Annotated in this window: 21 protein-coding genes, 1 tRNA gene and 1 pseudogene; 14 read left to right on the top strand and 9 right to left on the bottom strand. The window is 66.4% G+C overall.

The features are described 5' to 3' along the window. Window positions 1–29: 29 nt before the first annotated feature. The 3 genes from AAW51_RS14885 to aptA all read right to left on the bottom strand — a co-directional run bounded on the left by AAW51_RS14885 (window position 30) and on the right by aptA (window position 3,667). On the bottom strand, window positions 30–818 hold the full coding sequence (locus tag AAW51_RS14885) for a gamma-glutamyl-gamma-aminobutyrate hydrolase family protein (RefSeq protein WP_047195232.1): 789 nt from the start codon (window positions 816–818) through the stop codon (window positions 30–32). A gap of 169 nt (window positions 819–987) precedes the next feature. Next, on the bottom strand, window positions 988–2,322 hold the full coding sequence (locus AAW51_RS14880; protein ID WP_047195231.1) for an NAD(P)/FAD-dependent oxidoreductase: 1,335 nt from the start codon (window positions 2,320–2,322) through the stop codon (window positions 988–990). Between the two features lie 34 nt (window positions 2,323–2,356). Beyond that, window positions 2,357–3,667, bottom strand: coding sequence for an omega-aminotransferase AptA (gene aptA / locus AAW51_RS14875; protein ID WP_047195230.1), 1,311 nt, complete (start codon window positions 3,665–3,667; stop codon window positions 2,357–2,359). Window positions 3,668–3,843: 176 nt separating this feature from the next. On the opposite strand from aptA, the gene AAW51_RS14870 reads away from it, so the two are divergent. From AAW51_RS14870 to AAW51_RS14820, 11 genes and pseudogenes are all read left to right on the top strand, one after another. Next, entirely contained in the window at window positions 3,844–4,323 is a 480-nt protein-coding gene (locus AAW51_RS14870; RefSeq protein WP_047195229.1) for an Lrp/AsnC family transcriptional regulator, read from the top strand. A 406-nt stretch (window positions 4,324–4,729) separates the two neighbouring features. Then, entirely contained in the window at window positions 4,730–6,019 is a 1,290-nt protein-coding gene (gene aceA / locus AAW51_RS14865) for an isocitrate lyase (RefSeq protein ID WP_047197850.1), read from the top strand. A gap of 376 nt (window positions 6,020–6,395) precedes the next feature. Next, entirely contained in the window at window positions 6,396–8,315 is a 1,920-nt protein-coding gene (gene thrS / locus AAW51_RS14860; RefSeq protein ID WP_047195228.1) for a threonine--tRNA ligase, read from the top strand. A gap of 98 nt (window positions 8,316–8,413) precedes the next feature. Then, on the top strand, window positions 8,414–8,950 hold the full coding sequence (gene infC / locus AAW51_RS14855; protein WP_047195227.1) for a translation initiation factor IF-3: 537 nt from the start codon (window positions 8,414–8,416) through the stop codon (window positions 8,948–8,950). Window positions 8,951–9,105: 155 nt separating this feature from the next. Continuing rightward, window positions 9,106–9,309: a 50S ribosomal protein L35 gene (rpmI, locus tag AAW51_RS14850; RefSeq protein WP_047195226.1), complete on the top strand. Its 204-nt coding sequence runs from the start codon at window positions 9,106–9,108 to the stop codon at window positions 9,307–9,309. Between the two features lie 43 nt (window positions 9,310–9,352). Beyond that, a complete protein-coding gene (rplT, locus tag AAW51_RS14845) occupies window positions 9,353–9,712 on the top strand; it encodes a 50S ribosomal protein L20 (protein ID WP_047195225.1) in 360 nt (119 codons plus the stop codon). Window positions 9,713–9,859: 147 nt separating this feature from the next. Continuing rightward, the gene (pheS, locus tag AAW51_RS14840; RefSeq protein WP_047195224.1) at window positions 9,860–10,897 is read left to right on the top strand and encodes a phenylalanine--tRNA ligase subunit alpha; all 1,038 of its coding nucleotides are present in this window, start codon (window positions 9,860–9,862) and stop codon (window positions 10,895–10,897) included. Window positions 10,898–10,912: 15 nt separating this feature from the next. Beyond that, complete coding sequence (gene pheT, locus AAW51_RS14835; protein ID WP_047195223.1) at window positions 10,913–13,330, top strand: phenylalanine--tRNA ligase subunit beta; 2,418 nt, start codon at window positions 10,913–10,915, stop codon at window positions 13,328–13,330. 14 nt (window positions 13,331–13,344) lie between these two features. Further along, entirely contained in the window at window positions 13,345–13,686 is a 342-nt protein-coding gene (locus tag AAW51_RS14830) for an integration host factor subunit alpha (protein ID WP_047195222.1), read from the top strand. A gap of 34 nt (window positions 13,687–13,720) precedes the next feature. After that, a pseudogene (locus AAW51_RS30810) lies at window positions 13,721–13,973 on the top strand (MerR family transcriptional regulator); the annotation flags it as partial. Between the two features lie 347 nt (window positions 13,974–14,320). Next, window positions 14,321–14,397, top strand: a tRNA-Pro gene (locus AAW51_RS14820). 231 nt (window positions 14,398–14,628) lie between these two features. On the opposite strand, the gene AAW51_RS14815 is transcribed toward AAW51_RS14820, so the two are convergent. Beyond that, entirely contained in the window at window positions 14,629–16,131 is a 1,503-nt protein-coding gene (locus tag AAW51_RS14815) for a carboxypeptidase M32 (RefSeq protein WP_047195220.1), read from the bottom strand. Window positions 16,132–16,274: 143 nt separating this feature from the next. Further along, window positions 16,275–16,997 carry a carbonic anhydrase gene (locus AAW51_RS14810; RefSeq protein ID WP_238947600.1) on the bottom strand — a complete coding sequence of 241 codons (723 nt, stop codon included), beginning with the start codon at window positions 16,995–16,997 and terminating at the stop codon, window positions 16,275–16,277. Between the two features lie 415 nt (window positions 16,998–17,412). On the opposite strand from AAW51_RS14810, the gene AAW51_RS14805 reads away from it, so the two are divergent. Further along, a complete protein-coding gene (locus tag AAW51_RS14805) occupies window positions 17,413–18,054 on the top strand; it encodes a hypothetical protein (RefSeq protein WP_047195219.1) in 642 nt (213 codons plus the stop codon). Window positions 18,055–18,115: 61 nt separating this feature from the next. Here the strand turns inward: AAW51_RS14805 and AAW51_RS14800 are convergent, their stop codons facing one another. After that, the gene (locus AAW51_RS14800; RefSeq protein WP_157359902.1) at window positions 18,116–18,871 is read right to left on the bottom strand and encodes a hypothetical protein; all 756 of its coding nucleotides are present in this window, start codon (window positions 18,869–18,871) and stop codon (window positions 18,116–18,118) included. Window positions 18,872–19,035: 164 nt separating this feature from the next. Between AAW51_RS14800 and AAW51_RS14795 the strand changes: the two genes are divergently transcribed. Then, on the top strand, window positions 19,036–19,332 hold the full coding sequence (locus AAW51_RS14795) for a hypothetical protein (RefSeq protein ID WP_047195217.1): 297 nt from the start codon (window positions 19,036–19,038) through the stop codon (window positions 19,330–19,332). Between the two features lie 116 nt (window positions 19,333–19,448). Here the strand turns inward: AAW51_RS14795 and AAW51_RS14790 are convergent, their stop codons facing one another. Then, window positions 19,449–19,970, bottom strand: a complete 522-nt coding sequence (locus tag AAW51_RS14790; protein ID WP_047195216.1) for a host attachment protein — start codon at window positions 19,968–19,970, stop codon at window positions 19,449–19,451. Between the two features lie 295 nt (window positions 19,971–20,265). On the opposite strand from AAW51_RS14790, the gene AAW51_RS14785 reads away from it, so the two are divergent. Continuing rightward, complete coding sequence (locus AAW51_RS14785; RefSeq protein WP_157359901.1) at window positions 20,266–20,862, top strand: GAF domain-containing protein; 597 nt, start codon at window positions 20,266–20,268, stop codon at window positions 20,860–20,862. 18 nt (window positions 20,863–20,880) lie between these two features. Here the strand turns inward: AAW51_RS14785 and AAW51_RS14780 are convergent, their stop codons facing one another. Beyond that, window positions 20,881–21,885: a response regulator gene (locus AAW51_RS14780; RefSeq protein WP_047195214.1), complete on the bottom strand. Its 1,005-nt coding sequence runs from the start codon at window positions 21,883–21,885 to the stop codon at window positions 20,881–20,883. A gap of 75 nt (window positions 21,886–21,960) precedes the next feature. Beyond that, window positions 21,961–23,934, bottom strand: a complete 1,974-nt coding sequence (locus AAW51_RS28200) for a DAHL domain-containing protein (protein WP_053013591.1) — start codon at window positions 23,932–23,934, stop codon at window positions 21,961–21,963. Between the last annotated feature and the right edge of the window lie 2 nt (window positions 23,935–23,936).

Here is a 23,936-nt window from a genome sequence, read left to right as displayed (position 1 = left end):
TTGTGGACCGGATCGATGTCAGGGTGTCACTAGGTGAGCGGGTCGCGGCGTCGGTCCCGGTAGGCCTGGCAGGCCGCGCCGAAGGCCTTGAAGAGTTTGAGCGAGACCGGGTTGTGCTCGGCCTGCCATTCCGGGTGCCATTGCACAAAGAGATTGAAGGCGGAGGCCTGCGGGTTGGAAAAGGCTTCGATCAGGCCGTCGGGCGCGAGCGCCTCGACGTGCAGGCCCGGGCCGAGCTGTTTGACACCCTGGCCGTGCAGGCTGTTGACCTCGATCTCGGTCGCGCCGCCGAGGAGCGACGCGAGCAAGCCGCCCGGCTGCACTTGCACCCGGTGGGCCGGGCCGTACTGCACCTCGAGTTCGGCCTGTTCGGGCTCACGGTGGTCACGCATGTCGGCCAGCTCGTGCACCGCCTGGTGCAGCGAGCCGCCGAGTGCCACGTTGGCCTCCTGCAAGCCGCGACAGATCGCGAACAACGGCACGCCGCGCAGCAAGGCGGCGGGGATCAGCGCGAGCGTCCAGGCGTCGCGTTCGGGGTCGAGCGGCAGCGTTTCGTCGAGCACCGATTCGCCGAAATGGCGGGGGTCGACATTGGAGGGGGAGCCGGTCAACAGCACGCCGTCAGCCAACGTCAGCAGTTCGTCCACCTCTTGCGCGTCGGCGGAGGGCACCACCAGCGGCAGCGCACCGGCCAGGCGCACGGCGTCGACATATTTCTTGCCGACCACATGGGACGGGTAGGGCCCCACCATCTTGTTGCAGGCGGGGACGAGCACGACGGGGCGTGATCGGGAGGAGGACGAGGTCTGGGCGGTCATTGGGCTTGCTGCGTGGGTGGGGTCCCGGTCTTGCGACACGACGCACTGGGCTTGCTGTTGCCGAGTGTCGAGCTGTTCGTTCGATTGCAATGAGTGTGCCAAAGCCCGGGCGGGTGTCAATGGCAAGAGTCCCCGGCCCCTGACGGCAGGGGACATCGCGACAAGTCGTTCACCAAAGGTCCAACAAGCGGTAGTACGCCATCGCGAGGACCAGTGCCGGGGTGCGCAAATAGCTGCCACCGGGAAAGGCACGATGCCGCAGCCGTGCAAACGTGTCGAAGCGGCCGGCATCGCCGGCCATGGCCTCCGCCACCAATCGGCCGGCCAGGCCGGTGAGCGCCAGGCCGTGGCCCGAGAAGCCCTGGACGTAGTACACGTTGCTGCTGCGAGATGCGCCAGGCGCACCGTCGGCGCGCAAGCGCCCGAAATCGGGCGCACGGTTCATCGTGATGTCGACAAAACCACCCCAGGCGTACTCGACCTCGACGTCCTGCAGAGACGGAAAGGTGGCGACCAAGCGTCGCCGTAACTTGTCGGCGACGCTGCGCGGTGTGCGGCGGCTGTAACTGACGCCGCCGCCGAACAGCACCCGGCCGTCACGCGTCGGGCGAAAGTAGTCGAGCACGACATTGGTGTCGCATACCGCGGCCTCTGTCGGCAGCAGCGCCTTCAGCCGTGCGGGCGCGACACGCCGGGTGCCGACGAGATAGGTGGCGACCGGCATGATGCGCGCCGCCAACTGCGGCGCGACGCCCTGCAGATAGACGTTGCCGGCCAGCAGCACCTGCTCGCAACGTACGCTGCCCTCCGGCGTGTGCAAGCGCGGCTGCGGCCCGTGCTCGAGCCGCACGACTGGCGTGCCTTCATGCAGCCGAACGCCTCGCTCCACGGCCGCCCGCGCGAGCCCGCGACAGTATTTGAGAGGATGCAGATGGCCGCTGCGGCCATCGTGCACGGCGCTGTGGTAGCGCGGACTGACGATCCAGCGTGGCAGATCGGCTGGTGCGACCCATTGCGAGGCGGCGGCGTAGGCGTCACCGTACACCACTTGCAAACGGTCGTGTGTCGCCCGCAGTGCGCGTGCCTTGCGAGCATTCACCGCCACGTTCAGAAAGCCCGGCTGCCATTCACAATCGATGCCGTAGCGCCGGCACCGTTCGTGGAGGAGGTCGAGTGCCTCCAGCGTCATGCCGAAGACGCGGCGTGCGTCGGCCAGCCCCAGTTGCGCTTCGATCGTCGACAGTTCGCACGCCAGGCCCGCGATCGCCTGGCCGCCGTTGCGGCCCGAGGCGCCGTAGCCGACCTCATGTGCCTCGAGCAGGGCCACCTGCAGGCCGCGCTCGGCGAGTTCGAGCGCGGCCGACAAGCCGGCCAGGCCGGCACCGATCACCGCCACGTCGACGGCGAGCTCGCCTTGCAACGGCGGCTGGCGGGCACCTTGTGGCGCGGTCGCAGCGTAGTAGCTGTCACGCGCGAGGTCGAGGTCGGTGTGCAGAATGCGCATGCGTGCGGCCTCACGCCAGCCCGCCGCGCCGCCTTCAGGCCGCCCGCTTGAGCGCGTCGGCGACGGTGCCGACGATCTGGTCGATGTGGCTCTTCTCGATGATCAGCGGAGGCGACAGCGCGATCGTGTCGCCGGTGGTGCGGATCAGCACGCCGCGCTCCCAGCAGTCGAGGAATACCGAGAAGGCACGTTTGCCGGGCTCGCCGGGCAGCGGTGCCAACTCGATGCCGCCGACCAGGCCGATGTTGCGCACGTCGATCACGTGCGGCTGGCCTTTGAGGGCGTGCACAGCATCCGCGAAGTAGCGCGCCAGCTCACCACGACCACGCGTCAGCAGGCCCTCTTCCTCGTAGGTGTCGAGCGTGCCGAGCGCCGCAGCGCAGGCCAGCGGATGCGCCGAATAGGTGTAGCCGTGGAAGAACTCGATCAAATGCTCCGGCCCGTTCATGAAGGCGTCGTGCACGGCTTGGCGCACGAACACCGCCCCCATTGGCACGGCGCCGTTGGTGATGCCCTTGGCGACCGTCATCAGGTCGGGTGTGACGCCGAAGTGCTCGGCGGCGAACGGCGAGCCGAGCCGTCCGAAGCCGGTGATGACCTCGTCGAAGATGAGCAGGATGCCGTGCCGGTCGCAAATCTCGCGCAGCCGCTGCAGATAGCCTTGCGGGGGAATCAGCACGCCAGTGGAGCCGGCCACCGGCTCGACGATCACGGCGGCGATGGTGGAGGCGTCGTGCAGTGCGATCAGGCGTTCGAGGTCGTCGGCCAACTCCGCGCCATGGGCCGGCTGCTCGCGCGAGAACGCGTTGCGCTGCAGGTCGTGGGTGTGGCGGATGTGGTCGACGCCGGCCAACAAGGTGCCGAACATCTTGCGGTTGGCCACCATGCCGCCCACCGAGATGCCGCCGAAGTTGACACCGTGGTAGCCACGCTCGCGCCCGATCAACCGGGTGCGCTGGCCTTCGCCGCGCACACGATGGTAGGCCAGCGCCATCTTGAGGGCCGTCTCGACGGATTCAGAGCCGGAGTTGGTGTAGAAGACCTTGTTGAGCTCCGCGGGGGTCAGCTTCACGAGCCGTTCGGCCAGCTCGAAAGCCTTGGGGTGCCCCATCTGGAAGGGCGGCGCGTAATCGAGCTCGCCGGCCTGCTGCCGGATCGCCTCGACGATCCTGGGTCGCGCATGGCCGGCATTGACGCACCACAAGCCGGCCACCCCGTCGAGCACCTGGCGCCCTTCCGGCGTCCAGAAATGCATGCCTTCGGCGCGGGCCAGCAGCCGCGGCGACTTCTTGAACTGCCGGTTGGCGGTGAAGGGCATCCAGTAGGCGTCGAGGTCTTGGTCCATGGCAGCGGTGGTTCGGTGGGCGAGGGGAGCAGGGCAAGCGGCAGGGATCGGCCAGCCGGCCCGGCAGGCGTTGGGTCAGTCTATGCCGCAGCGGTCGCAATCGGATTGCGCATTGCAGCCGCCGCGGCGGGACCCTTCGCATATCATGCGAAACAACCGGCCTACCACTGCATTTCATGCGAAGCCCTGCCCGTACCGTGCAACTCGATGCCATCGACCGCGCGATTCTGCAGACGCTGCAGGAAGACGCGAGCCTGACCAACGTGGAGTTGGCCGACAAGGTGCACCTGTCGCCGTCGGCCTGTTTGCGACGCGTCAAGCAGCTGGAGGAGAGCGGCGTGATCGCCCAGTACGTCGCCTTGCTCAACCCCAAGGCCGTCGGCCAGCCGGGCACGTCGTACACCATCGTCAACGTCGAGCGGACCACACCCGAGACCTTGCGCAGCTTCGAGCAGGCGGTGCGCGACGAGCCGCAGATCCTCGATTGTTTCTATGTGGCGGGCAGCAATGACTACCTGCTGCGCTTCACCTATCGCGATGCCGAAGACCTGGAGCAGTTCCATACCGAGGTGCTGGCGCGATTGCCCGGCGTGGTGCGCTCCAACTCGATGTTGGTGTTGCGCACGGTGAAACGCACCACCGCGCTCAACATCTGACGCCCGGCATCAGCCCCCGTCGGCCGCCCGGTCCGCACAAAGAAGTCCAGGCGACATGCGCCACAGGATGGCTGGTGGGGCGCGCCGACGGGCCGACGCACCGCGCGACGTTGGTGCAGGCCCATGAGGCAGCACACGCTCTTGGTGCACCGGTGGGTGCGTCTTTTTTACATGGAGACCTTGCCATTTCACAATGCGGAAAAGTGCTTTGGTGCACTGCAGAAAAATCTTTCATTGTGAAAAATTGGTTTCCGCATCGCGAAATGTGCTCGCCAAGTCATTGATTTTGCTGGGTGTAGCCTGGGTGTCTTATATAAGACATAAGTGTTCCCTTCCGCCCCCGGCCGCCGTAAGCTAGAGCCCATCAACACCTTGTTTTCACTTACTGGAGGTCTTCATGACGAACCTGACCCGCGAACAACAAGCCGCTGCTCTTGAAAAGGACTGGGCGGAGAACCCCCGTTGGAAGGGCATCAAGCGTGGCTACACCGCCGCCGACGTGGTGCGCCTGCGCGGTTCGGTCCAGATCGAGCACACGCTGGCCAAGCGCGGCTCCGAGAAGCTGTGGCACCTGGTGAACACCGAGCCCTTCGTCAACGCCCTGGGCGCGCTGACGGGCAACCAGGCCATGCAGCAGGTCAAGGCCGGTCTGAAGGCCATCTACCTGTCCGGCTGGCAAGTCGCTGGCGACGCCAACCTGGCCGGCGAAATGTATCCCGACCAGTCGCTGTACCCCGCCAACTCGGTGCCGCAAGTCGTCAAGCGCATCAACAACACGTTCCAGCGCGCTGACCAGATCCAGTGGTCGGAAGGCAAGAACGACGTCGACTTCTTCGCGCCCATCGTGGCCGACGCGGAAGCCGGTTTCGGCGGCGTGCTGAACGCCTTCGAACTGATGAAGGCCATGATCGAAGCGGGCGCCTCCGGCGTGCACTTCGAAGACCAGCTCGCGTCCGTCAAGAAGTGCGGCCACATGGGTGGCAAGGTGCTCGTGCCGACCCGCGAAGCCGTTGCCAAGCTGGTGGCTGCTCGTCTGGCGGCCGACGTGTCGGGCACCCCGACCGTGCTGATCGCCCGTACCGACGCTGAAGCCGCCGACCTGGTGACCAGCGACGTGGACGACAACGACAAGCCGTACCTCACCGGCGAGCGCACCATCGAAGGCTTCTTCCGCACCAAGCCCGGTCTGGAGCAAGCCATCAGCCGCGGCCTGGCCTACGCGCCGTACGCTGACCTGATCTGGTGCGAAACCGGCAAGCCCGACCTGGCCTACGCCAAGAAGTTCGCCGAGGCGATCCACAAGCAGTTCCCCGGCAAGCTGCTGAGCTACAACTGCTCGCCCTCGTTCAACTGGAAGAAGAACCTGGACGACGCCACCATCGCCAAGTTCCAGCGCGAGCTGGGCGCAATGGGCTACAAGTTCCAGTTCATCACGCTGGCTGGCTTCCACAGCCTGAACTACTCGATGTTCAACCTGGCCTACGGCTACGCCCGCAACCAGATGAGCGCCTTCGTCGAGCTGCAGGAAGCCGAGTTCGCCGCCGCCGAGAAGGGCTTCACCGCCGTGAAGCACCAGCGCGAGGTGGGCACCGGCTACTTCGACGCCGTCACCACCACGATCGAGCGCGATGCCTCGACCGCGGCGCTGAAGGGCTCGACCGAAGACGAGCAGTTCTTCGACCAGAAGCACGGCTGATCGGCCCCGTCGCCGGCCTCGAGCCGGCGGCGCCGATGTCCTGACTCCGTTGCGCGCCGCTGGGCGGCGCGCTCGTGAGACGCGCGAAGCATCTGATGTGAAGATGCATTGGCCCGGCAGCGACGCTGCCGGGCTTTTTTGCGTCTATTGCGTTAGAATTGCGCTCTTCTTCACCCAGTCAAGAGCGAGAAAGGCACAACGGGTTATGACACCGCGAACTACCACCGCTGACGTTTTTGAGGTCTAGTCGGTCGGCCGCGGCTTTCGTTTGTTTGTCTTTTTCGAATCCAAGAAAGCGCGGCGACCACCGCGCTTTTTTGTTTGTGGCTTGTTTGTGGCTTGTTTGTGGCGCTGGCGGCGCCGGTGAGAGGTCAAGATGGTTTCAGTTCAGTTGCCCGACGGGTCCCGACGTGAGTTTCCGGGCCCGGTGACCGTGGCAGAGGTGGCGGCGTCGATCGGCGCCGGCCTGGCAAAGGCGGCATTGGCCGGGCGGGTGGGGCAGGGCGACGCGGCGCGCGTGGTCGACACCAGCTACCGCATCGAGCAGGACACGACGCTGGCCATCATCACCGACAAGGACCCCGACGGCCTGGACGTGATCCGCCATTCGACGGCGCACCTGCTGGCCTATGCCGTCAAGGAGCTGTTTCCCGAGGCTCAGGTCACGATCGGCCCGGTGATCGAGAACGGCTTCTATTACGACTTCTCGTACAAGCGGCCGTTCACGCCCGAAGACCTGCAGGCCATCGAAAAGAAGATGACCGAGCTGGCCAAGAAAGACGAGAAGGTCGAGCGCCGTGTGCTGCCGCGCGACGAGGCGGTGGCGTACTTCAAGAGCCTGGGCGAGCACTACAAGGCCGAGATCATCGCCAGCATTCCGGCCAACGAAGACGTGTCGCTCTACAGCGAAGGCGGCTTCACCGACCTGTGCCGCGGCCCGCACGTGCCGAGCACCGGCAAGCTCAAGCACTTCAAGCTGATGAAGGTGGCCGGCGCCTATTGGCGCGGCGACCATCGCAACGAGCAGCTGCAGCGCATCTACGGCACCGCCTGGGCCGGCAAGGACGAGCTGCAGCAGTATCTGCACATGTTGGAGGAAGCCGAAAAGCGCGACCACCGCAAGCTCGGGCGTGAGCTCGATCTGTTCCACATCGACGATCACGCGCCGGGGGTGGTGTTCTGGCATCCCAAGGGCTGGACGGTCTGGCAGTGCGTCGAGCAGTACATGCGCGGCGTGTACCGCGACAACGGCTACCGCGAGGTCAAGGGCCCGCAGTTGCTGGACCGCGCGCTGTGGGAGAAGACCGGCCACTGGGACAAGTACCGCGACAACATGTTCACGACCGAGAGCGAGAAGCGCGACTATGCTCTCAAGCCGATGAACTGCCCCGGCCATGTGCTGATCTACAAGCAGGGCATCAAGAGCTACCGCGATCTGCCGCTGCGCTACGGCGAGTTCGGCCAGTGCCACCGCAACGAGCCGACGGGTGGCTTGCACGGCATCATGCGGGTGCGCGGCTTCACGCAGGACGATGGCCACATCTTCTGCACCGAAGACCAGATCCTGCCCGAGTGCACCGAGTTCACGGCGCTGCTGCAGCGTGTCTATCGTGATTTCGGTTTCACCGACATCATCTACAAGGTCGCGACCCGGCCCGACGCCCGCATCGGCTCGGACGAGGTGTGGGACAAGGCCGAAGCGGCGCTGATCGAGAGCCTGCGCGCATCCGGCTGCGAATTCGCGATCTCGCCCGGCGAGGGGGCCTTCTACGGGCCGAAGATCGAGTACACGCTGAAGGACGCGATCGGGCGCCAGTGGCAGGTGGGCACGATCCAGGTCGACTTCTCGATGCCGGGCCGGCTGGGTGCGGAATTCGTCACGGAAAGTGGCGACCGCCAGGTGCCGGTCATGTTGCACCGCGCGATCGTCGGCAGCATGGAGCGGTTCATCGGCATCCTGATCGAGCAGCACGCCGGCGCGCTGCCGGTCTGGCTGGCGCCGCAGCAGGTGTCTGTACTCAATATCACCGACGCGCAGGCGGATTACGTTCGAGAAGTAGTCAAAACGCTGCAAAAACAAGGACTTAGGGCAGAGGCCGATTTGCGCAATGAAAAAATCACGTATAAAATCCGCGAGCATTCGTTGCAGAAGGTTCCCTACATCCTCGTTGTCGGCGACAAAGAGAAAGCGGCGGGAACCGTCGCAGTGCGCGCCCGGGGCAACCAAGACCTCGGTGTGATGGCACTCGACACCTTCTCCCAGAAGATTGCAAGCGACATTGCCCAAAAGGTGTGAGTTCAGGCGGCTGCCCGCCGCCTGGGCCGACCGGGGCGGGCTATGTGTTTTTTGTTATTGGGGCGGGACCCCTGAGGATCTAGACCATCGCTACTTTCATGGACCGGCGCACTCCCAACGTGGAGCGCAAGCATCGTCTGAATCGGGAAATCACGGCGCCGGAAGTCCGGCTGAACGGGCCCGACAATGAGCCGATCGGCATCGTGAGCTTGCAGGAGGCACTGCGGCTTTCACAGGAACACGACGTGGACCTGGTCGAGATCGCGCCCACGGCGACGCCGCCGGTCTGCCGCCTGATGGACTATGGCAAGTTCAAGTACCAGGAGCAGAAGAAGGCGGCCGAGGCGAAGGCGAAACAGCACGTCATCGACATCAAGGAAGTGAAGTTCCGCCCCGGCACCGACGAGGGCGACTACCAGATCAAGCTGCGCAATCTGCGCCGCTTCCTTGAAGAAGGCGACAAGGGCAAGGTCACGCTGCGCTTCCGCGGCCGCGAGATCACCCACCAGGAACTGGGCATGCGCCTGCTGGAGCGGGTCCGCGACGACCTGACCGATGTCAGCGTGGTCGAGAACATGCCCAAGCTCGAAGGCCGCCAGATGATCATGGTGCTGGCGCCGAAGAAGCGGAAGTAAGCAAGAAGACGGATCACGCGCGAAGGGCTGTACACAGCCCTTGCGCCATCACCTTGCCGCCGGTTTGGTCACGGGCGGTGAGGCAAGTGGCCCGGGGCCGACAAGACCGCGAAAGGTTCGCGGCGCCTCACGGGCACAACAAAGAAGGAGCAGTCATGCCCAAAATGAAGACCAAGAAGAGCGCGGCCAAACGTTTCCGCGTTCGTCCGGGTGGCACCGTCAAGCGCGGTCAGGCGTTCAAGCGTCACATCCTTACCAAGAAGTCCACGACCCGTAAGCGCCAGCTGCGCGGCGCCGTGAACGTGCACGACACCAACATGGGCCACATCGCACAGATGATGCCCTTCGCCGGTCTCTGATCGGTTGTTGTTGTTGTTGATCTAGGTCTGAAGGAGAAAAGACATGCCTCGCGTCAAACGTGGTGTCACCGCACGCGCCCGTCACAAGAAGGTCTTGGCCCTGGCCAAGGGTTTCCGCGGTCGCCGCAAGAACGTATTCCGCATCGCCAAACAGGCGGTGATGAAGGCTGGCCAGTACGCCTATCGCGATCGCCGTGCCAAGAAGCGTGAGTTCCGCCGTCTCTGGATCGCCCGTATCAACGCGGCGGCCCGTGAGCAGGGCATCACCTACAGCAAGTTCATGAACGGCATCAAGAAGGCCGCGATCGACATCGATCGTAAGGTCCTGGCCGATCTGGCTGTCAACGATCCGGCCGCTTTTGGCAGCATCGTCGCCAAGGTGAAGGCTCAATTCGCTGCTTGATTGCCGTGATTTCGTCGGGAATGTCCTGACCACTGCAGCACCCCGCTTCGGCGGGGTCAGCATCAAAGGCCGACACCTGGTGCGGCCTTTTTTTATGTCCAGACCCAAGGAGATCGGTGGCGCGAGCCGCTGGTCCGCCCCCACAACATGAACGAGCTCGATCAATTGGTTGCGCAGGCGCGCTCCGAGTTTGGCCAGGCGCAGACGCCGGCCGACCTCGAGAACGCCAAGGCGCGCTATCTGGGCAAGGCCGGCCGCCTGACCGAATTGTTGAAGGGGCTGGCGCAGCTGGCGCCCGAAGAGAAGAAGGCGCGCGGCGCCGCGATCAACGAGGTCAAGCAGCAGGTCGAGCAGGCGCTGAACGAGCGCCGCCAGGCACTGGCCGACGCCGAACTGGCGTCGCAGTTGAAGGCCGAGGCGCTCGACGTGACGCTGCCGGGGCGCAAGCGGGGCACGGGTGGTTTGCATCCGATCACCCGCGCGATGGAACGCATCGAGGCTATCTTCGGGTCGATGGGCTTTGATGTCGCCGATGGCCCCGAGATCGAGGTCGACTGGTTCAACTTCACCGCATTGAACACCCCGGCCGACCATCCGGCGCGCTCGATGCACGACACCTTCTATGTCGAAGGCGGTCATCTGCTGCGCACCCACACCAGCCCGATGCAGATTCGTTATGCGGTGCAGCATGTGAAGCGCCACCGCGCGCTGCTCGAGGCCGGGCAGGCCATGCCCGACATCCGCGTCATCGCGCCTGGCCGCACCTACCGTGTCGACAGCGACGCCACCCATTCGCCGATGTTTCACCAGGTCGAAGGCCTGTGGGTGGGCGAGAACGTCAGCTTCAAGGACCTGAAGTCGGTCTACGTCAATTTCCTGCGCGTGTTCTTCGAAACGGACGACATGCAGATCCGTTTCCGGCCGAGCTACTTCCCGTTCACCGAGCCCAGCGCCGAGATCGACATGATGTTCAACAGCGGGCCGCTGAAGGGCCGCTGGCTGGAGGTGTCCGGCTCGGGTCAGGTGCACCCGCAGGTGATCCGCAACATGGGCCTGGACCCCGAGCGCTACATCGGCTTCGCGTTCGGCTCCGGCATCGACCGTTTGGCCATGTTGCGCTACGGCGTCAACGACCTGCGACTGTTTTTCGACGGCGACCTGCGCTTCCTGTCGCAGTTCAAGTAGTAAGAGGTCCGATCCATGCAATTCCCAGAATCGTGGTTGCGCGAATTCTGCAATCCGCCGCTCGGCACCCAAGCGTTGGCCGAACTGCTGACGATGGCCGGCCTGGAGGTCGAAGAACTGCGCCCGGTCGCGCCGCCGTTCAGCCGCATCGTCGTGGCGCGGGTGGTCGAAGTCGCCAAGCACCCCAACGCCGACCGCCTGAACGTGTGCCAGGTCGACGCCGGCACCGGCGAGACGCTCAACATCGTCTGCGGTGCGCCCAACGTGCGCCCCGGTATCAAGGTGCCTTGTGCACTCGTCGGTGCAGAGTTGCCGCCGGGTGATGACGGCAAGCCGTTTCAGATCAAGCTGGGCAAGCTGCGCGGCGTCGAGAGCCAAGGCATGCTGTGCTCCGCGCGCGAGCTGAAACTGTCCGAGGACCACGGCGGTCTGCTGATCCTCGACGACGATGCGCCGGTCGGCCGCGACATCCGCGAACACCTGCGCCTCGACGACACGCTGTTCACGCTCAAGCTCACGCCCAACCTGGCGCACTGCCTGAGCGTTTACGGCATCGCCCGCGAAGTCTCGGCGCTGACCGGGGCGCCGCTGCGGCAGCCCGAGTTCCCGCCGGTGCCGGTGCAGCACGACACGCGTCTGCCCGTGCGCATCGAAGCGCCCGACCTGTGCGGCCGCTTCTCCGGTCGTGTGATCCGCAACGTGAACACGCAGGCCAAGACGCCGGCGTGGATGGTCGAGCGGCTCGAGCGCTGCGGCCAACGGTCGGTGACGGCGCTCGTCGACATCTCCAACTATGTGATGTTCGAGTTCGGCCGTCCGTCGCACATCTTCGACTTGGACAAAATTCATGGCGGGCTGACGGTGCGCTGGGGCCGTGCGGGCGAGCGTTTGCAATTGCTGAACGGCAACACCATCGAAGTCGACGACAAGGTCGGCGTGATCGCCGACGACCAGGCGGTCGAGTCGCTCGCCGGCATCATGGGCGGCGACGCCACGGCCGTCTCGGACGCCACCCGCAACATCTATGTCGAAGCTGCGTTCTGGTGGCCCCAGGCGGTGGCCGGCCGTTCGCGACGCTACAACTTCTCGACCGACGCCGGGCATCGCTTCGAGCGCGGCGTCGACCCGGCGTTGACCGTCGAGCACATCGAACGCATTTCGCAGCTGGTGCTGGAGATCTGCGGCGGTGAAGCGGGCCCGATGGACGACCAGGTGGTGCGCCTTCCGCAGCGGCCGCCGGTGTCGCTGCGGGTCGAGCGTGCCGCCAAGGTCATCGGCATGCCCGTCACGCAGGCCCAGTGCGCGGAGGTGTTCCGCCGCCTCGGGCTGGCCTTCACCGAGGCGCCTGGCGTGCTGACCGTCACGCCGCCCAGCTGGCGCTTCGACCTGCAGATCGAAGAAGATCTGATCGAAGAGGTGATCCGGGTGGTGGGCTATCCGCAGCTGCCCGACACGCCGCCGCTCGGCCCGGTCGTGCCCCGGATACAACCCGAGGCGCGGCGCAGCCTGCATGCGGTGCGGCATGCGTTGGCCGCGCTGGACTACCAGGAAACCGTCAATTTCAGCTTCGTCGAAGAAGCCTGGGAACGCGATTTCGCGGGCAATGCCCAGCCGCTGCAGCTGTTGAACCCCATCGCCAGCACGCTGAGCGTGATGCGTTCGTCGCTGATCGGCAGCCTGGTGCAGGTGCTGCGTTTCAATCTGGCGCGCAAGGCGGGCCGCGTGCGTGTGTTCGAGATCGGTCGGGTGTTCCTGCGTGACCCGGGCGTGGCCGAAAGCGACACGACCGTCGCCGGGTTGCGCCAACCTTTGCGCGTGGCAGGCCTGGCCTATGGCTCGGCGGCCGAGCTGCAATGGGGGCAGGGCGATCAGGCGGTGGACTTCTACGACGTCAAGGGCGACCTCGAAGCCTTGCTGACGCCGCTGTCCTTGCGCTTCGAGCCAGCCGATCACCGGGCCTTGCACCCCGGCCGCGCGGCCCGTGTGATGCTGGGCGAGCAGCTGGTGGGCCACGTCGGTGAACTTCACCCGCGCTGGCGCCAGCGCTATGAACTGCCGCTCGCACCGGTCGTGTTCGAGCTCGACGCGGACCTGCTACAGCAACGCCCGCTGCCGAACTACAAGCCGATCTCGCGCCAGCAGCCGGTGCTGCGCGACATTGCAGCCATCGTGCACGACCAGGTGGGCCATGACGCCTTGATGGCGGCCATCGCATCCGCGCCGACAGACGGCCTCGTGCGCGACGCCCGCGTGTTCGACATTTACAAGCCTAAGACCGCCAGCGCCGACATCGCGGAGCATGAGCGCAGCGTGGCGGTCCGCCTCGAGCTGTTGGCGGACGACAGCACGCTGACCGACGAGCGCATCGACGCTGCGGTCAAGGCCGTCGTGGACAACTTGGCGGCGCGCGTCGGCGCGCGTCTGCGCGGTTGAGATCGGGAGCATCCATGGAGCGAGCCATCCTGCCGTCGATCGAGACGCCCACCCTGACCAAGGCCGAACTGGCCGATCTGCTGTTTGAACGCCTCGGGCTGAACAAGCGCGAGTCGAAAGACATGGTCGAGGCCTTTTTCGAGATCATCCACGCCAGCCTGGTGAACGGTGAAGACGTGAAGTTGTCCGGCTACGGCAACTTCCAGATCCGTCGCAAGGCGCCGCGGCCCGGGCGCAATCCGCGCACCGGCGAGGCGATCCCGATCAAAGCGCGCAACGTTGTCACCTTTCACGCAAGTCACAAGTTGAAGGGTGTCGTGCAAGGAGACATACCCGCCGGGGAGGAGTTCGAGTAAAGTCTGAGTTTCTCTCCCAATCTTGTTGATTTCAATGGAGAAAGCGCTTCCCGCCATTCCTGCCAAACGCTACTTCACCATCGGTGAAGTGAGCGAGCTGTGTGGCGTCAAGCCGTATGTGCTGCGCTATTGGGAGCAGGAATTCACGCAGCTCAAACCGATGAAGCGCCGCGGCAACCGGCGCTACTACCAGCACCACGAGGTGCTGCTGATCCGGCGCATCCGCGAACTGCTGTACGAGCAAGGCTTCACGATCAGCGGTGCCCGCAACCGCCTCGCCGAGATGGGGGGCCATGCGAAAGCCGAGTCGCTGGCCCCGGCGCTCGAACTGGCGGCATCGGTCGCCCCGTCGGCCGGCGTCGACGTCGAAGAGTTGGTGGCCGAAGAAGTGGTGGTCGCCGAATCGCTCGGCGAGGTGGGCGTGGGGCAGGGGGGCAATGGGTTGTTGGCTCCGGTCGATGCGCCCGCGACTGCAGCGGTCGTGGTGTCGGCCGCGTCGGCTGTCGAACCGCCGTCTGCGACGGCCGCCACGGCTCGCACGCCTTACACCGTGCACCAGGTGCGTCAAGAACTGATATCGATCAGAACACTGTTGGCAATCTGAGAAAAACCACCGTATAATCTAAGGCTTCGTCGGGGTGTAGCGCAGCCTGGTAGCGCACTTGCATGGGGTGCAAGGGGTCGCGAGTTCGAATCCCGCCACCCCGACCAAAGTTGACAAGGGTCAGTAGGTTAGTTCCTACTGACCCTTTTGTCTTTCTGGTGCGGCCGCGGAGGCCTCGTATAGAGGGCTGGCTCGGCGCGATGTCGATCAGCGCTGAACCGGATCTGCGGCAGCCGCGCCTGCGGCGTGCCCGAGGCAACACCACAACCAGGCAAAGCCCCGCAATGAGTCCGACTGCGAACTGGTAGACGTTCGGGTGGAACAGGGCTGCCGCTTCTTCAGTCCCCCAGGTAGCGGTCTTCGAGATGCGCCCGGAAATGCGCCGGGTTGAGCACCTCTCCACTGGCCCGAACCGCCAGTTCATCCGCGCTCCACCGGCTGCCCTGCAGCCAGATCTGCTCGCGCAACCAGTCGAACACCGGCGCCAGATCCCCGCTCGCCACCCTCACATCCAGATCGGGGGTCGCCCGGCGAATCGCCGCAAACCATTGCGCCGCGTACATCGCGCCCAAGGTGTAGCAGGGGAAGTAGCCGAACATGCCCTCGGGCCAATGCACGTCCTGCAGGCAGCCGTCGCGGTAGTTGCCGCGCGTGTCGACGCCGAGCAGCGTCATCATCTTCTCGTCCCACAGGGCCGGAATGTCCTCGGCCTCGATCTCTCCTTCGATCAAGGCCCGTTCGATCTCGAAGCGCAGGATGACGTGGGCGGGGTACGTCACCTCGTCGGCATCCACGCGGATCAAACCCGGCTGCACGCGTGTCAGCAGCCGGTGCAGGTTGTCGGGCTCGAAAGCCGGCTGTGGCCCGAAATGACGCACGAGCAAAGGCGCCAGTTGTGCCGCGAACGGCCGGCCGCACGCCAGCTGCATCTCGAACGCCAGGCTCTGGCTTTCATGAAGGCCCATCGAGCGGGCCTGGGCCACCGGCTGCCCGAGCAGTGCCCGCGGCAGATTCTGCTCGTAGCGCGCGTGGCCTGTCTCGTGGATCGTGCCCATCAGGGCTTGCAGCAGATCGTCTTCGCGGTAGCGCGTCGTGAGGCGCACGTCTTCCGGCACACCACCCGAGAAGGGATGGGTGCTCTCGTCGAGGCGGCCGGCGTCGAAATCGAAGCCGAGCAGCTGCATGACCTCATGGCACAAGGCGCGCTGCTGGGCGCGCGGGAACGGTCCGCTCGGCTGCGTCACCGCTGCCCGGGCCTGGCGCTGGGTGACCTGCTCGATCAGCCCCGGCAGCCACCCCCGCACATCGGCAAACAGCCGTTCGACGGTTGCGCTGCGCATGTCGGGCTCGAACCGGTCGAGCAGGGTGTCGTAGCGCGACAGACCGCTCTGCTGTGACAGCAGGGTCGCTTCCTCACGCGCCAGCGCCAGCACCGGGCGGAAGTTCTCGAGAAAGCCGGGCCAGTCCTCGGTCGGGCGTTGCACGCGCCAGGCATGCTCGCACTTGGAAGCGGCCAGCGACTTGGCCTCCACCAGTGCCTCCGGCAGCGCGTTGGCGCGTTGCCACTCGCGGCGGATCTCACGCAGATTGGCCCGCTGCAAGTCGTCCAGCGGCTCCTGTTCGGCGCGGGCGATGTCGTCCCTCAAGCCGGGGGCGGTCCGCATGCGATGCAACAGCGCCGCCATTTCTCCCAGCGCCGCCGCACGCGCCTCGTTGCCTTTGGGCGGCATGTTGCTCGCCTGGTCCCACCAGGCGATGGACTGCAGGTGTTCGAACCGGTGCAAGCGCCGGTGCAGCTGTACCAGCGTGTCGTAAGCGGGCGTGGCGGGGGCTGAGGTCATCAGGGCAGCTCCTTGTGCCGTCCTGAGCGGCACGGCTGGGCGGTGAGGGCAGGTCGCGGCGTGGTCTGGCACCGCGTTCTGCCTCTCATTGTGCGCCGTCGGTTGGCGGGGTGCCGTACCGGCCCGGCCGCGGCGACGCCCCTCTATGGCGAGACCTTGATCGGCCGGCCGTTCAACGGTTGCACCGGCCGTGCATTCGACCCATACAAGCGGCGGAATGCCTTGATGTGGCGGGGCGACAGGCGGACCGGCTCGCGCAGCACCATCCAATGCACGCCCTCCGAGCACGGCGGCGTCGTCAGCGAGCCTTCGTAGTCGAAGTAGCGCGAGGTCGCGGGCAGCAGGCTGGGCAGGTCGAGCGAGAGGTTTTCGACCGTGAGGGTCTCGCCGGCCCGCTGCGGCAGATGTTCGAACACGGCGTCGAAGCCCGAGCGCTGTTCTCCCGGCTGCAGCAGCACGGCCACCACGCCCAGGTGGCCCTCGGCGTCGCGGTGCACCAGGTGGGCGACCATCGCACTCGCACGACCTTGTATGCGTTCTTCACTCGGCGTGTGGAAGTGGAATTGCTGCAGCTCGTAGCGCCGCTCGCCCACCTTCAGCACATGCCCCGGCGGCACGTTCACCTGCACCGTGTGGCCGTTGTTGACGATGGCCGGGCTGATCGAGCCGTAGCCGAACTCGAGCGGTGGCAGCGGCGCCGGCGTGGCGTCCCGGATGTCGATGGGCGACTGCAAACGCCCGGTGGAACAGGCGGCGAATTGGGGGTCGAGCTGGGCCCACGCCGCCGGCCCCGCAGGCCCGGTGTAATGCCAGTGGGGTGCCGCGTCGGGCGGGGTGGCGCTGGCCGTCGGGGCAGCCAGTGTCATGAGAGACAGTGCGACGGTTGCGGAAGACAGAGTGCGCATCATGGCGACCACCGTGGGGAAGTGCGGACCCGTGCGCGGCTCGGCACCTCCGCCGGCGGGCTCCGGCGCGAACGCCTTGCCGCACTCCATGGCCCCGGTTGTGGGGCTCCACCGTGCGTCGGCGACGCAGGGGCGGAGAACTGCGGCGGCGATTATTCCGGCCGGGTTGCCCACCGGCCGTGATGCCCGCGCGATGCGAGGGGTAGCGGCGCCTTCGGCTCGCTCTGTGCCGGCCGGCGGCATCGCCGCGGCTGACGGATATTTCTCGCCCCGGCCCTTTTTCAGCGGTCAGGGTGCGGCGCGAGCGGCGGCTTGCCTTACGCTTTCGCCGATACCGTGCCTTGGCCACGGGACGTCATCTGCGGGGGAGTACCACATGGGATTGGCCGTCAGAACTGGTTTGCTGGCAGACCTGCGTCGTCATGACGCGGAGGGCAGCGCCTGGCTGGAGCGGCAGCTCGACGTCGTCAACGAATTGCTGGGGGCACACGGCTGGCCCTTGCACCAGGAGCCGCAACGGCTTGCGGCACGCCCTTCGCGGTGCGCGCGGGCCGTTTATCCGTACGCTTGGCTCCACCACCTGCGGCGCGCCTACGCGTATGCCGCTGCCGACCCGGATGTGGTGCTGGCGCCGGCGACGGATGCAGGGGACGAGCCGGTCGACGATGCCGTGCTGCATGCCGAGACCGAACGGCTGGAAAGCCATCTGCTGTGCCACTCCGATTGCGAAGGCTTTTACGTGCCGGTCGACTTCGGCGACTTGATCTTCGACGCCTCGGGTCGCCTGGCCGGCGGCATGCTGGGCTCCAGCTACCGCCTGCTCGGCGAGCTGGTGCTGGTGGCGCCCTATATCGGCGTGGAGCTGCAGGGCGGTGTGTTGAGCGACGAAGAGGCGGCCCGGCTCAACGCGCTGGCAGACCGCCGGGAGGGGCACTGGGTCGAGGGCCTGGTGTGGCTGTCGTTGTACGAGGCCGCGACCGCCAGCGTCGACCAAAAGACCGCGATCGCGTTCGCCTGAGGGGCGGCGGCGCGTCGCGCCTCGCACCCCCGATCCAGCCGCTCCACCGTGCCGGCTCCGGTCACGGCGGCGCGGGCCGGCCCTCTGCCTGGCACAAGCCGAGGTTGGTACGGGTCGCGCGCACCACGCCGAAATAGGTGTCTTCCAGCATCGGCTCGGCCGCCCACTGCTCACGTAGCTCGGTGTCGGTTTTGCCCGCGTCGCCGGCCAGCGGGGCCAGCATCGCCTGGCAACCCGCTCGATCGCCCTTGCGGTACTTCGCCAGCGCCAGGTCATTGCGCAGCCAGCCCGCTTCCGTCCAGGAGAGCAGCGGCGCGCACTGTTCGATGACCGGCTGCAACAAGGCTGCCGCGCGGGCGTATTCGCCGGCATCGTAAAGGCGCTTGAAAGCGGCTCGGGTCTTGTCGCGCCGCGCCGGATGGCAGGACGGGGAGGGCCTCAGGTAGAGGCCCTCGAACCTGGCCCTGGCGCCGCAATGGCTCGCGCAACTGGGCGCGTTGTTGTGGCGCACCTCGACATCTCGGCCACGCGCACGAAAGTCAATCACACAGGCACCGTCGGTCGCCCCGCTGTCGTCGACCAGCACGGTCTGCCCCCGGCTGCCGATTTCGCCGTCGAGGTCGCAGGTGTGGGCGTTGGCACCCACCGCCGTGAGCGAGAAGTTGAGTTGGCCGTTGCGACTCCGCTGCAGGCTCAGGTGACCCCAGCCCTTTTCGGTGACGTACTCGCCGGGTTTCAAGGCACGCTGCTGGGGGTGGCAAACGAGGGGTAGTGCGAGCAGCAGCAAGGCACCCGCGAGCGAGGCAGTTCGTTTCATCGGGGAATGCGCGGTCGACGTCCTGTAGTGGCGGCGCGGCGATGGTAAGGCAGGTCGCGGGTCGGCAGGGCGGGGTGCATCCGACCCGCCGCACCTTGCGTAATCCGGCAGGAGGGCCCGTCCCTCCTTCCTTCACCTGTCATGCTTCACTTGGAGATCACATCATGAACGCTTGGACCCGCTGCCTCGTGACCGCCGCCGCGGTCGCCGCTTTCCAACCCGCGCTCGCGCAAGCGCCGGCACAGGACCCGATCAGCCCGGTGCCCGGCGGCGGTGAGCTCAGCAACTTCACCTGCAACTCGAAAACAGGGTTGTGTCAGTGCAAGGGCGAGGCGGAGTGCCTCGACCTCGGGAACTCGAGACTCTGCGTGGACGGGACCGTGCGCCAGGGCGAGTCGGTGGGGTCGCTGAAATGCGAGTTCAAGTTCCGTCGCCCTGTGCGGGGCCCCGTGAGGGAGTGACCCGCGTTGGCTGCGGCAGAAGGTTCCGCTGGCACGAGTGGCGGGGACCCCTCCACGGTGCATGAAGACGGCACGCGCCGAGCGCACTCGGACGCGTGCCCGCCGGGCATCGGTGCTCAGCGGTGGGCGCCGGCACCGGTGGTGCCGCCTGCGCCCGAAGCAGGCGGGCGCGGGAACAACCGGTCGGTCAGTTCGCGCGTGTCCAGATGCACCAGCTCCTTGTCGACCTCGTCGGTCACCAGGCGGCTCACCTCGTCGCTCATCGCCTTGCGCAGCATGCCGAGGAAGCGCGGCGCCGCGACGATGCGCAGTTCTTCGTAGCGGTGGCGATGCAGGGCGTCGAGCAGATGCGCTGCAACGCGCCGCGCGAAACCTTCGGCTTCGAGGTGTTGTTCGTCCTCGCCGGCCGAAGCCGTGATGTTGGAAACGCTGTTCAACCGGTGCGGTGTGTTCTGCCGGGCGCCGTGCGTCACGCCGGCGGCACGGCGGCCGTAAGCGTCGCGGTGCAGGTCAGCACCACTGGCATGAGTGGCCGCATCGGTCAATTCATCGACGCTTTCCAGTTCGTGCCCGTCTTCGGGCCATTGCAGTATTCGTGCGATGGCCTCGTCGGCCACGACCACCCAGATCTTCTTCATCACTGCTCCTTGCTGTGTCCAGTGCCTGCGGCGCGCGGCCGTCGCGCGCCTTGCATTGGAATCCGGGCAACTGGCGTGCCCCTGAGCACCGAGCCCTGACCCCAGGCGGGCTGCAGCAAACCCCTCTTGACTGAGGCCGTCAACAGCCTGCTCGACAGCGCCTTCCGGGTGTCATGGGTCGGAAGATTCTTCACAGGCGGGCAGGCGCCGGCCCGTGTGCGGCCTCTCTTCGGGGCGTGGCCCACCGTGGCAGCCGGGCATGGCGATTGCGGGCGGGGACGGAAGGACGATGCCCATGCTGCACGCCGCTACTTCGGTCGAGCTCGCCACCTTCCTCCTGCTGCTGACCGCACGCGGGGTGCAGGAGGCCTTGACCTATTTGAACTCGCGCACCCCGTTCCGCTACACCGGGATCTTCGAATTCGGCGGCGGCGACATCCTGCACTGCCTCTACTTCGTCGACCGCCTCGATGCGCACGCGCGGGCGCCGCTCGACGTGCCGGTGGACAGCTCCTACTGCAAGTTGGTGCGCCAGCGCCGCGACTGCTTCACGACGCTCGACTCGTTGCTCGACACACGAGTCGCCGGGCATCCCAAGCGAGAACAGTACCGGGCGTATGCCGGCGTGCCTCTGTTCGATCCGCAGGGCGAATTGTTCGCCACCCTTTGTCATTTCGACGAGAACCCGTGGCCGCAAGCGCAGCTGGATCGCGCGCTGATGTTGCAGGCCGCGTACGAGTTGACCTGGAACGACTATCTGCAGCGGCGCTATGCCAGGTTGCGAGCCCTGCACCCGGGCGGCCGCAACAGTCTGTGGCCGAGCGGAAGCGGCAGCGGGCGCGGCGCCGCGCGTCCCAGAACACCGCCACAGCGCCCGCTGTGGTTCTGTTGAGCGCGCCGCACCGCGCTGTCAGCGGCGTTTCGAGAAGCCGAACATCTTCGCGAAATACCCGCTCAGCGACCGTGCGCCCCCGGCCAAGGGCACGGCGGCCGGTGCAGCGGGCGCGCCGGCGGCGGGCGCGACGAGGGCAGCCACCCCGGGCAGCGGGTCGGCTGCCTGGCGATACAGCAAGGCCGGGTTCTGCTTCAGCTCACGCAGGTGCGACACGGCACTGCCGAGATATCGCCCGAGCAGTGCCCACGGCACGGGGTTTTTGACAAAGCGGAAGATCTTGGCGCGGTTGATGAGTTCGATCAGCCGCGCCGAGTCCATCGAATCGCACACGGCGATCACGAGCAGATGCGGGTACTGCTGCTTCAAGGCCTGCAGGAAGCGGCAGTCGGCTTCGTTCTGCACGTCGAAGGCGCAGATCATGATGCCCACCGGAGAGCGGTCCATGAACTTGAACACCTCGTCCAGGCGGGCGGCGGCGACCAGTTCGAAATCGGCGGCAATCTCGTGGCGGGCGCGCGGGTACAGCGCCGACTTCGGGTCGACCACCAACACCACTTCGCGGTCGCCCGCCACCGGCGCGGCGACCTCCTGCTCCGGAGGCGCCAGCGCTTCGGCGAGTTCGCCCACGCCCGACTCGGGCTCGCGCACCCGCCGCGCCACGACCACGGCCTCGTCGACCAGGGCCTTGAGCGTCGCGTTGTCCCAGGGCTTCTGAGCGTAGCGGTAGACCTCACCTTCGTTGATCGCGCCGACGATGGCGTCGGCATCGGAATACCCGGTCAGCAAGATGCGCGTGGTGTCGGGCGACAGCTCGCAGGCGTGCCGCAGCAATTGCACCCCCGTCATCTCGGGCATGCGCTGGTCGCTGACGATCACGTCGAAGCGCTTCTGTTTCAGCAGCTCGACCGCCTGATGGGCATCGGTGGTGGTCACGACGTCGTAGCCGGTGCGGAACACGACCCGCAACGCCACCAGGATCGACGGCTCGTCGTCGACAAACAGCAGGGAAGGTTTGTTCATGGCTCGCTTTCAGTGGCGGTCATTCGGTACCTCCGTGCGTCGCACTGCGTGCGGGCACTTTCGGGCGGGTCATGCTCATGCCCCAGCACTCGCCAGCGCCAGCCGGTCTTGCTGTTCATACAACTCGGCGGGCGGCTGCACCGGCAGCACGATCGTGAACTGCGTGCCGACGCCCACCTCGGTGCTGACTTCGATCGTGCCGCCATGGGCTTCCACGATCTTCTTGCTGGTGCTCAGGCCCAGGCCCGTGCCGGCGCCTTCCTTCTTGGTGGTGAAGAACGGCTGCCAGATCTTGGGCAGCACGTCGGGCGTGATGCCCTGGCCGTTGTCGATCACCTCGATGCACACCTGCCCGGGTCCGCGCATGCCCGTGCGCAAGGTGATGGTGCCGCCACTGGCCGGCAGCGCCTGGGCGGCGTTGCGGATCAGGTTGAGCAGCACCTGGTTGATCTGGGCCAGGTCGCAATGCACCGGCTCGGTGGTGCCGTACTCCTTCACCACCTTGTACTTGCCGAGGAAGTGGGCCGCCATCGCGAGCGTGCTCTCCAGGCCGTCTTCCACCCGGCTCAGCGCGATACGGCTGCGGTCCAGGCGCGAGAAGTTGAGCATGTTGGAGATGACGCGGCTGATGTGCTCGACGCTGCGGATGCCGTCGTCGAGCAGCTGGTTGACCGTCTCGACGGCCTGGAACGACGCCAGTTCGTCGCGCAACTCGACCAGCCGGCGCACCCGCGCCGACAAGGCCGCATTGCGTTCGCGCCGCTGCGCCTCTTCCTTGGGCGTCGGCTGCAGCAATGCGCCGCTGAGATGGCCGGCCCCGTCGATGACTTCGGCAATGGTGGTCATCACCTCGCGCGTGCTTTGCAGCCCGCTCTTCACGGCCGCCAGCGGCGTGTTCACTTCGTGCGTGATGCCGGCCACCATCTCGCCCAGCGCATTCATCTTCTGCGCGTGGATCAGCTGTGCCTCGTTGTCCTTCAGCTCCTGCGTCTGGCGGTCGACCAGTTCCGCCAGGCGGCGGCGCTCGGTGGCGTTGCGGTAGGTGATGAAGCCGGCGGCGCCGAACACCAGCGTGAGCACCGCTGCGCTGTAGAACAGCAGCAGACCGTTGTAGCGGCCTTGCTGCGCCAGCTCGGCATCGAAGCGGGCGATCAAGCCGTTGCTCAGCGCGTCGATCTTGGCCGGCACCGGCACCGCTGCAATGTCCCGCAGCAGCGCAGTCTGGCGGCTGCGCAACTGCAGCAAAGCCTCGACGTGGGCGACCAGGTTGCCGATCGGCTCTTGCAGGGCTGCCGGGTAGCCCGGCAGGCTGGCCCGCAGGGCATCGAGCTCGCGCTTCAGGTTCTCGCCCTCGGCGTCGTCGGGCACCGCGTAGTAGCGCAGTGCCTCACCCACCACCTGCGTGACAGCGTTTTCCCATTGCACCAGCGCCACGGCCTCGCGGTTCAGTGCCCGGGCCTGGCGCGCCTGCTCGTCCATGCGGCGGCGCAGCGCTTCAAGGTCGGCCTGCACCACGGCGCTGCTGATCTCCGCGTCCGGCGCCTGCGCACGTTTCGGCTCCGCCGGCAGCGTGCCCAGCAGCCGTTGGGTGCTCGAGAAGCTGCGGTCGCGTTCAGTCCGCATCGCCGACTGGATGTCGCGGTGTGCAGTGGGCAGGTAATGCAGCGAGTTCTTCAGCAGCGAGTTCTGGGCCTTGAAGCGGTCGATCAGTTCCGACTTTTCGGCAAGGGTGGTTTTGATGTCGAGCAAGGCGTCGCGCAACGCCGCGTCCTCCCAGGCCGCCGCTTCTTCGTCGAGGCGGGCGGTGAGGGTGGCGAACAGTTGCAGCGGACGGACCAATGCGTCGTACGACTTGTGCAGGTCGGCTTGCGAGCGCAGCACGTCGGCGCCCCAGTCGGTGTCGATCTGCTTCAGGTCTTTCAGCATCGCCAGCGTCGCATTTTGTTGATGCGCGTCGACGGTGCGGCTGTGCGTATAGAGATAGGCCCAGCCGCCGGCCAGCAGCACGAGCACGGCGGCGGTCGACGCCCCTCGGAGCCAGGCTTTCATGT

The organism is Caldimonas brevitalea (genome assembly GCF_001017435.1).
In the GTDB taxonomy this organism is placed as follows: Bacteria; Pseudomonadota; Gammaproteobacteria; order Burkholderiales; family Burkholderiaceae_C; genus Caldimonas; species Caldimonas brevitalea.
Note: the sequence above shows the minus strand (reverse complement) of the source record. Positions and strands in the feature narration are given on the sequence as shown.

Bases quoted from the DNA above. Each gene is read 5' to 3' on its own strand.
- AAW51_RS14885 (WP_047195232.1), bottom strand. From the start codon at position 818: ATGACCGCCCAGACCTCGTCCTCCTCCCGATCACGCCCCGTCGTGCTC.
- AAW51_RS14795 (WP_047195217.1), top strand. From the start codon at position 19,036: ATGAACGCTTGGACCCGCTGCCTCGTGACCGCCGCCGCGGTCGCCGCT.
- pheS (WP_047195224.1), top strand. From the start codon at position 9,860: ATGAACGAGCTCGATCAATTGGTTGCGCAGGCGCGCTCCGAGTTTGGC.
- AAW51_RS14785 (WP_157359901.1), top strand. From the start codon at position 20,266: ATGCTGCACGCCGCTACTTCGGTCGAGCTCGCCACCTTCCTCCTGCTG.
- rpmI (WP_047195226.1), top strand. From the start codon at position 9,106: ATGCCCAAAATGAAGACCAAGAAGAGCGCGGCCAAACGTTTCCGCGTT.
- AAW51_RS14810 (WP_238947600.1), bottom strand. From the start codon at position 16,997: ATGACACTGGCTGCCCCGACGGCCAGCGCCACCCCGCCCGACGCGGCA.
- AAW51_RS14870 (WP_047195229.1), top strand. From the start codon at position 3,844: ATGCGAAGCCCTGCCCGTACCGTGCAACTCGATGCCATCGACCGCGCG.
- AAW51_RS14790 (WP_047195216.1), bottom strand. From the start codon at position 19,970: ATGAAGAAGATCTGGGTGGTCGTGGCCGACGAGGCCATCGCACGAATA.
- AAW51_RS28200 (WP_053013591.1), bottom strand. From the start codon at position 23,934: ATGAAAGCCTGGCTCCGAGGGGCGTCGACCGCCGCCGTGCTCGTGCTG.
- infC (WP_047195227.1), top strand. From the start codon at position 8,414: ATGGACCGGCGCACTCCCAACGTGGAGCGCAAGCATCGTCTGAATCGG.
- AAW51_RS14800 (WP_157359902.1), bottom strand. From the start codon at position 18,871: ATGAAACGAACTGCCTCGCTCGCGGGTGCCTTGCTGCTGCTCGCACTA.
- AAW51_RS14805 (WP_047195219.1), top strand. From the start codon at position 17,413: ATGGGATTGGCCGTCAGAACTGGTTTGCTGGCAGACCTGCGTCGTCAT.
- rplT (WP_047195225.1), top strand. From the start codon at position 9,353: ATGCCTCGCGTCAAACGTGGTGTCACCGCACGCGCCCGTCACAAGAAG.
- AAW51_RS14780 (WP_047195214.1), bottom strand. From the start codon at position 21,885: ATGAACAAACCTTCCCTGCTGTTTGTCGACGACGAGCCGTCGATCCTG.
- thrS (WP_047195228.1), top strand. From the start codon at position 6,396: ATGGTTTCAGTTCAGTTGCCCGACGGGTCCCGACGTGAGTTTCCGGGC.
- AAW51_RS14815 (WP_047195220.1), bottom strand. From the start codon at position 16,131: ATGACCTCAGCCCCCGCCACGCCCGCTTACGACACGCTGGTACAGCTG.
- pheT (WP_047195223.1), top strand. From the start codon at position 10,913: ATGCAATTCCCAGAATCGTGGTTGCGCGAATTCTGCAATCCGCCGCTC.
- AAW51_RS14830 (WP_047195222.1), top strand. From the start codon at position 13,345: ATGGAGCGAGCCATCCTGCCGTCGATCGAGACGCCCACCCTGACCAAG.
- aptA (WP_047195230.1), bottom strand. From the start codon at position 3,667: ATGGACCAAGACCTCGACGCCTACTGGATGCCCTTCACCGCCAACCGG.
- AAW51_RS14880 (WP_047195231.1), bottom strand. From the start codon at position 2,322: ATGCGCATTCTGCACACCGACCTCGACCTCGCGCGTGACAGCTACTAC.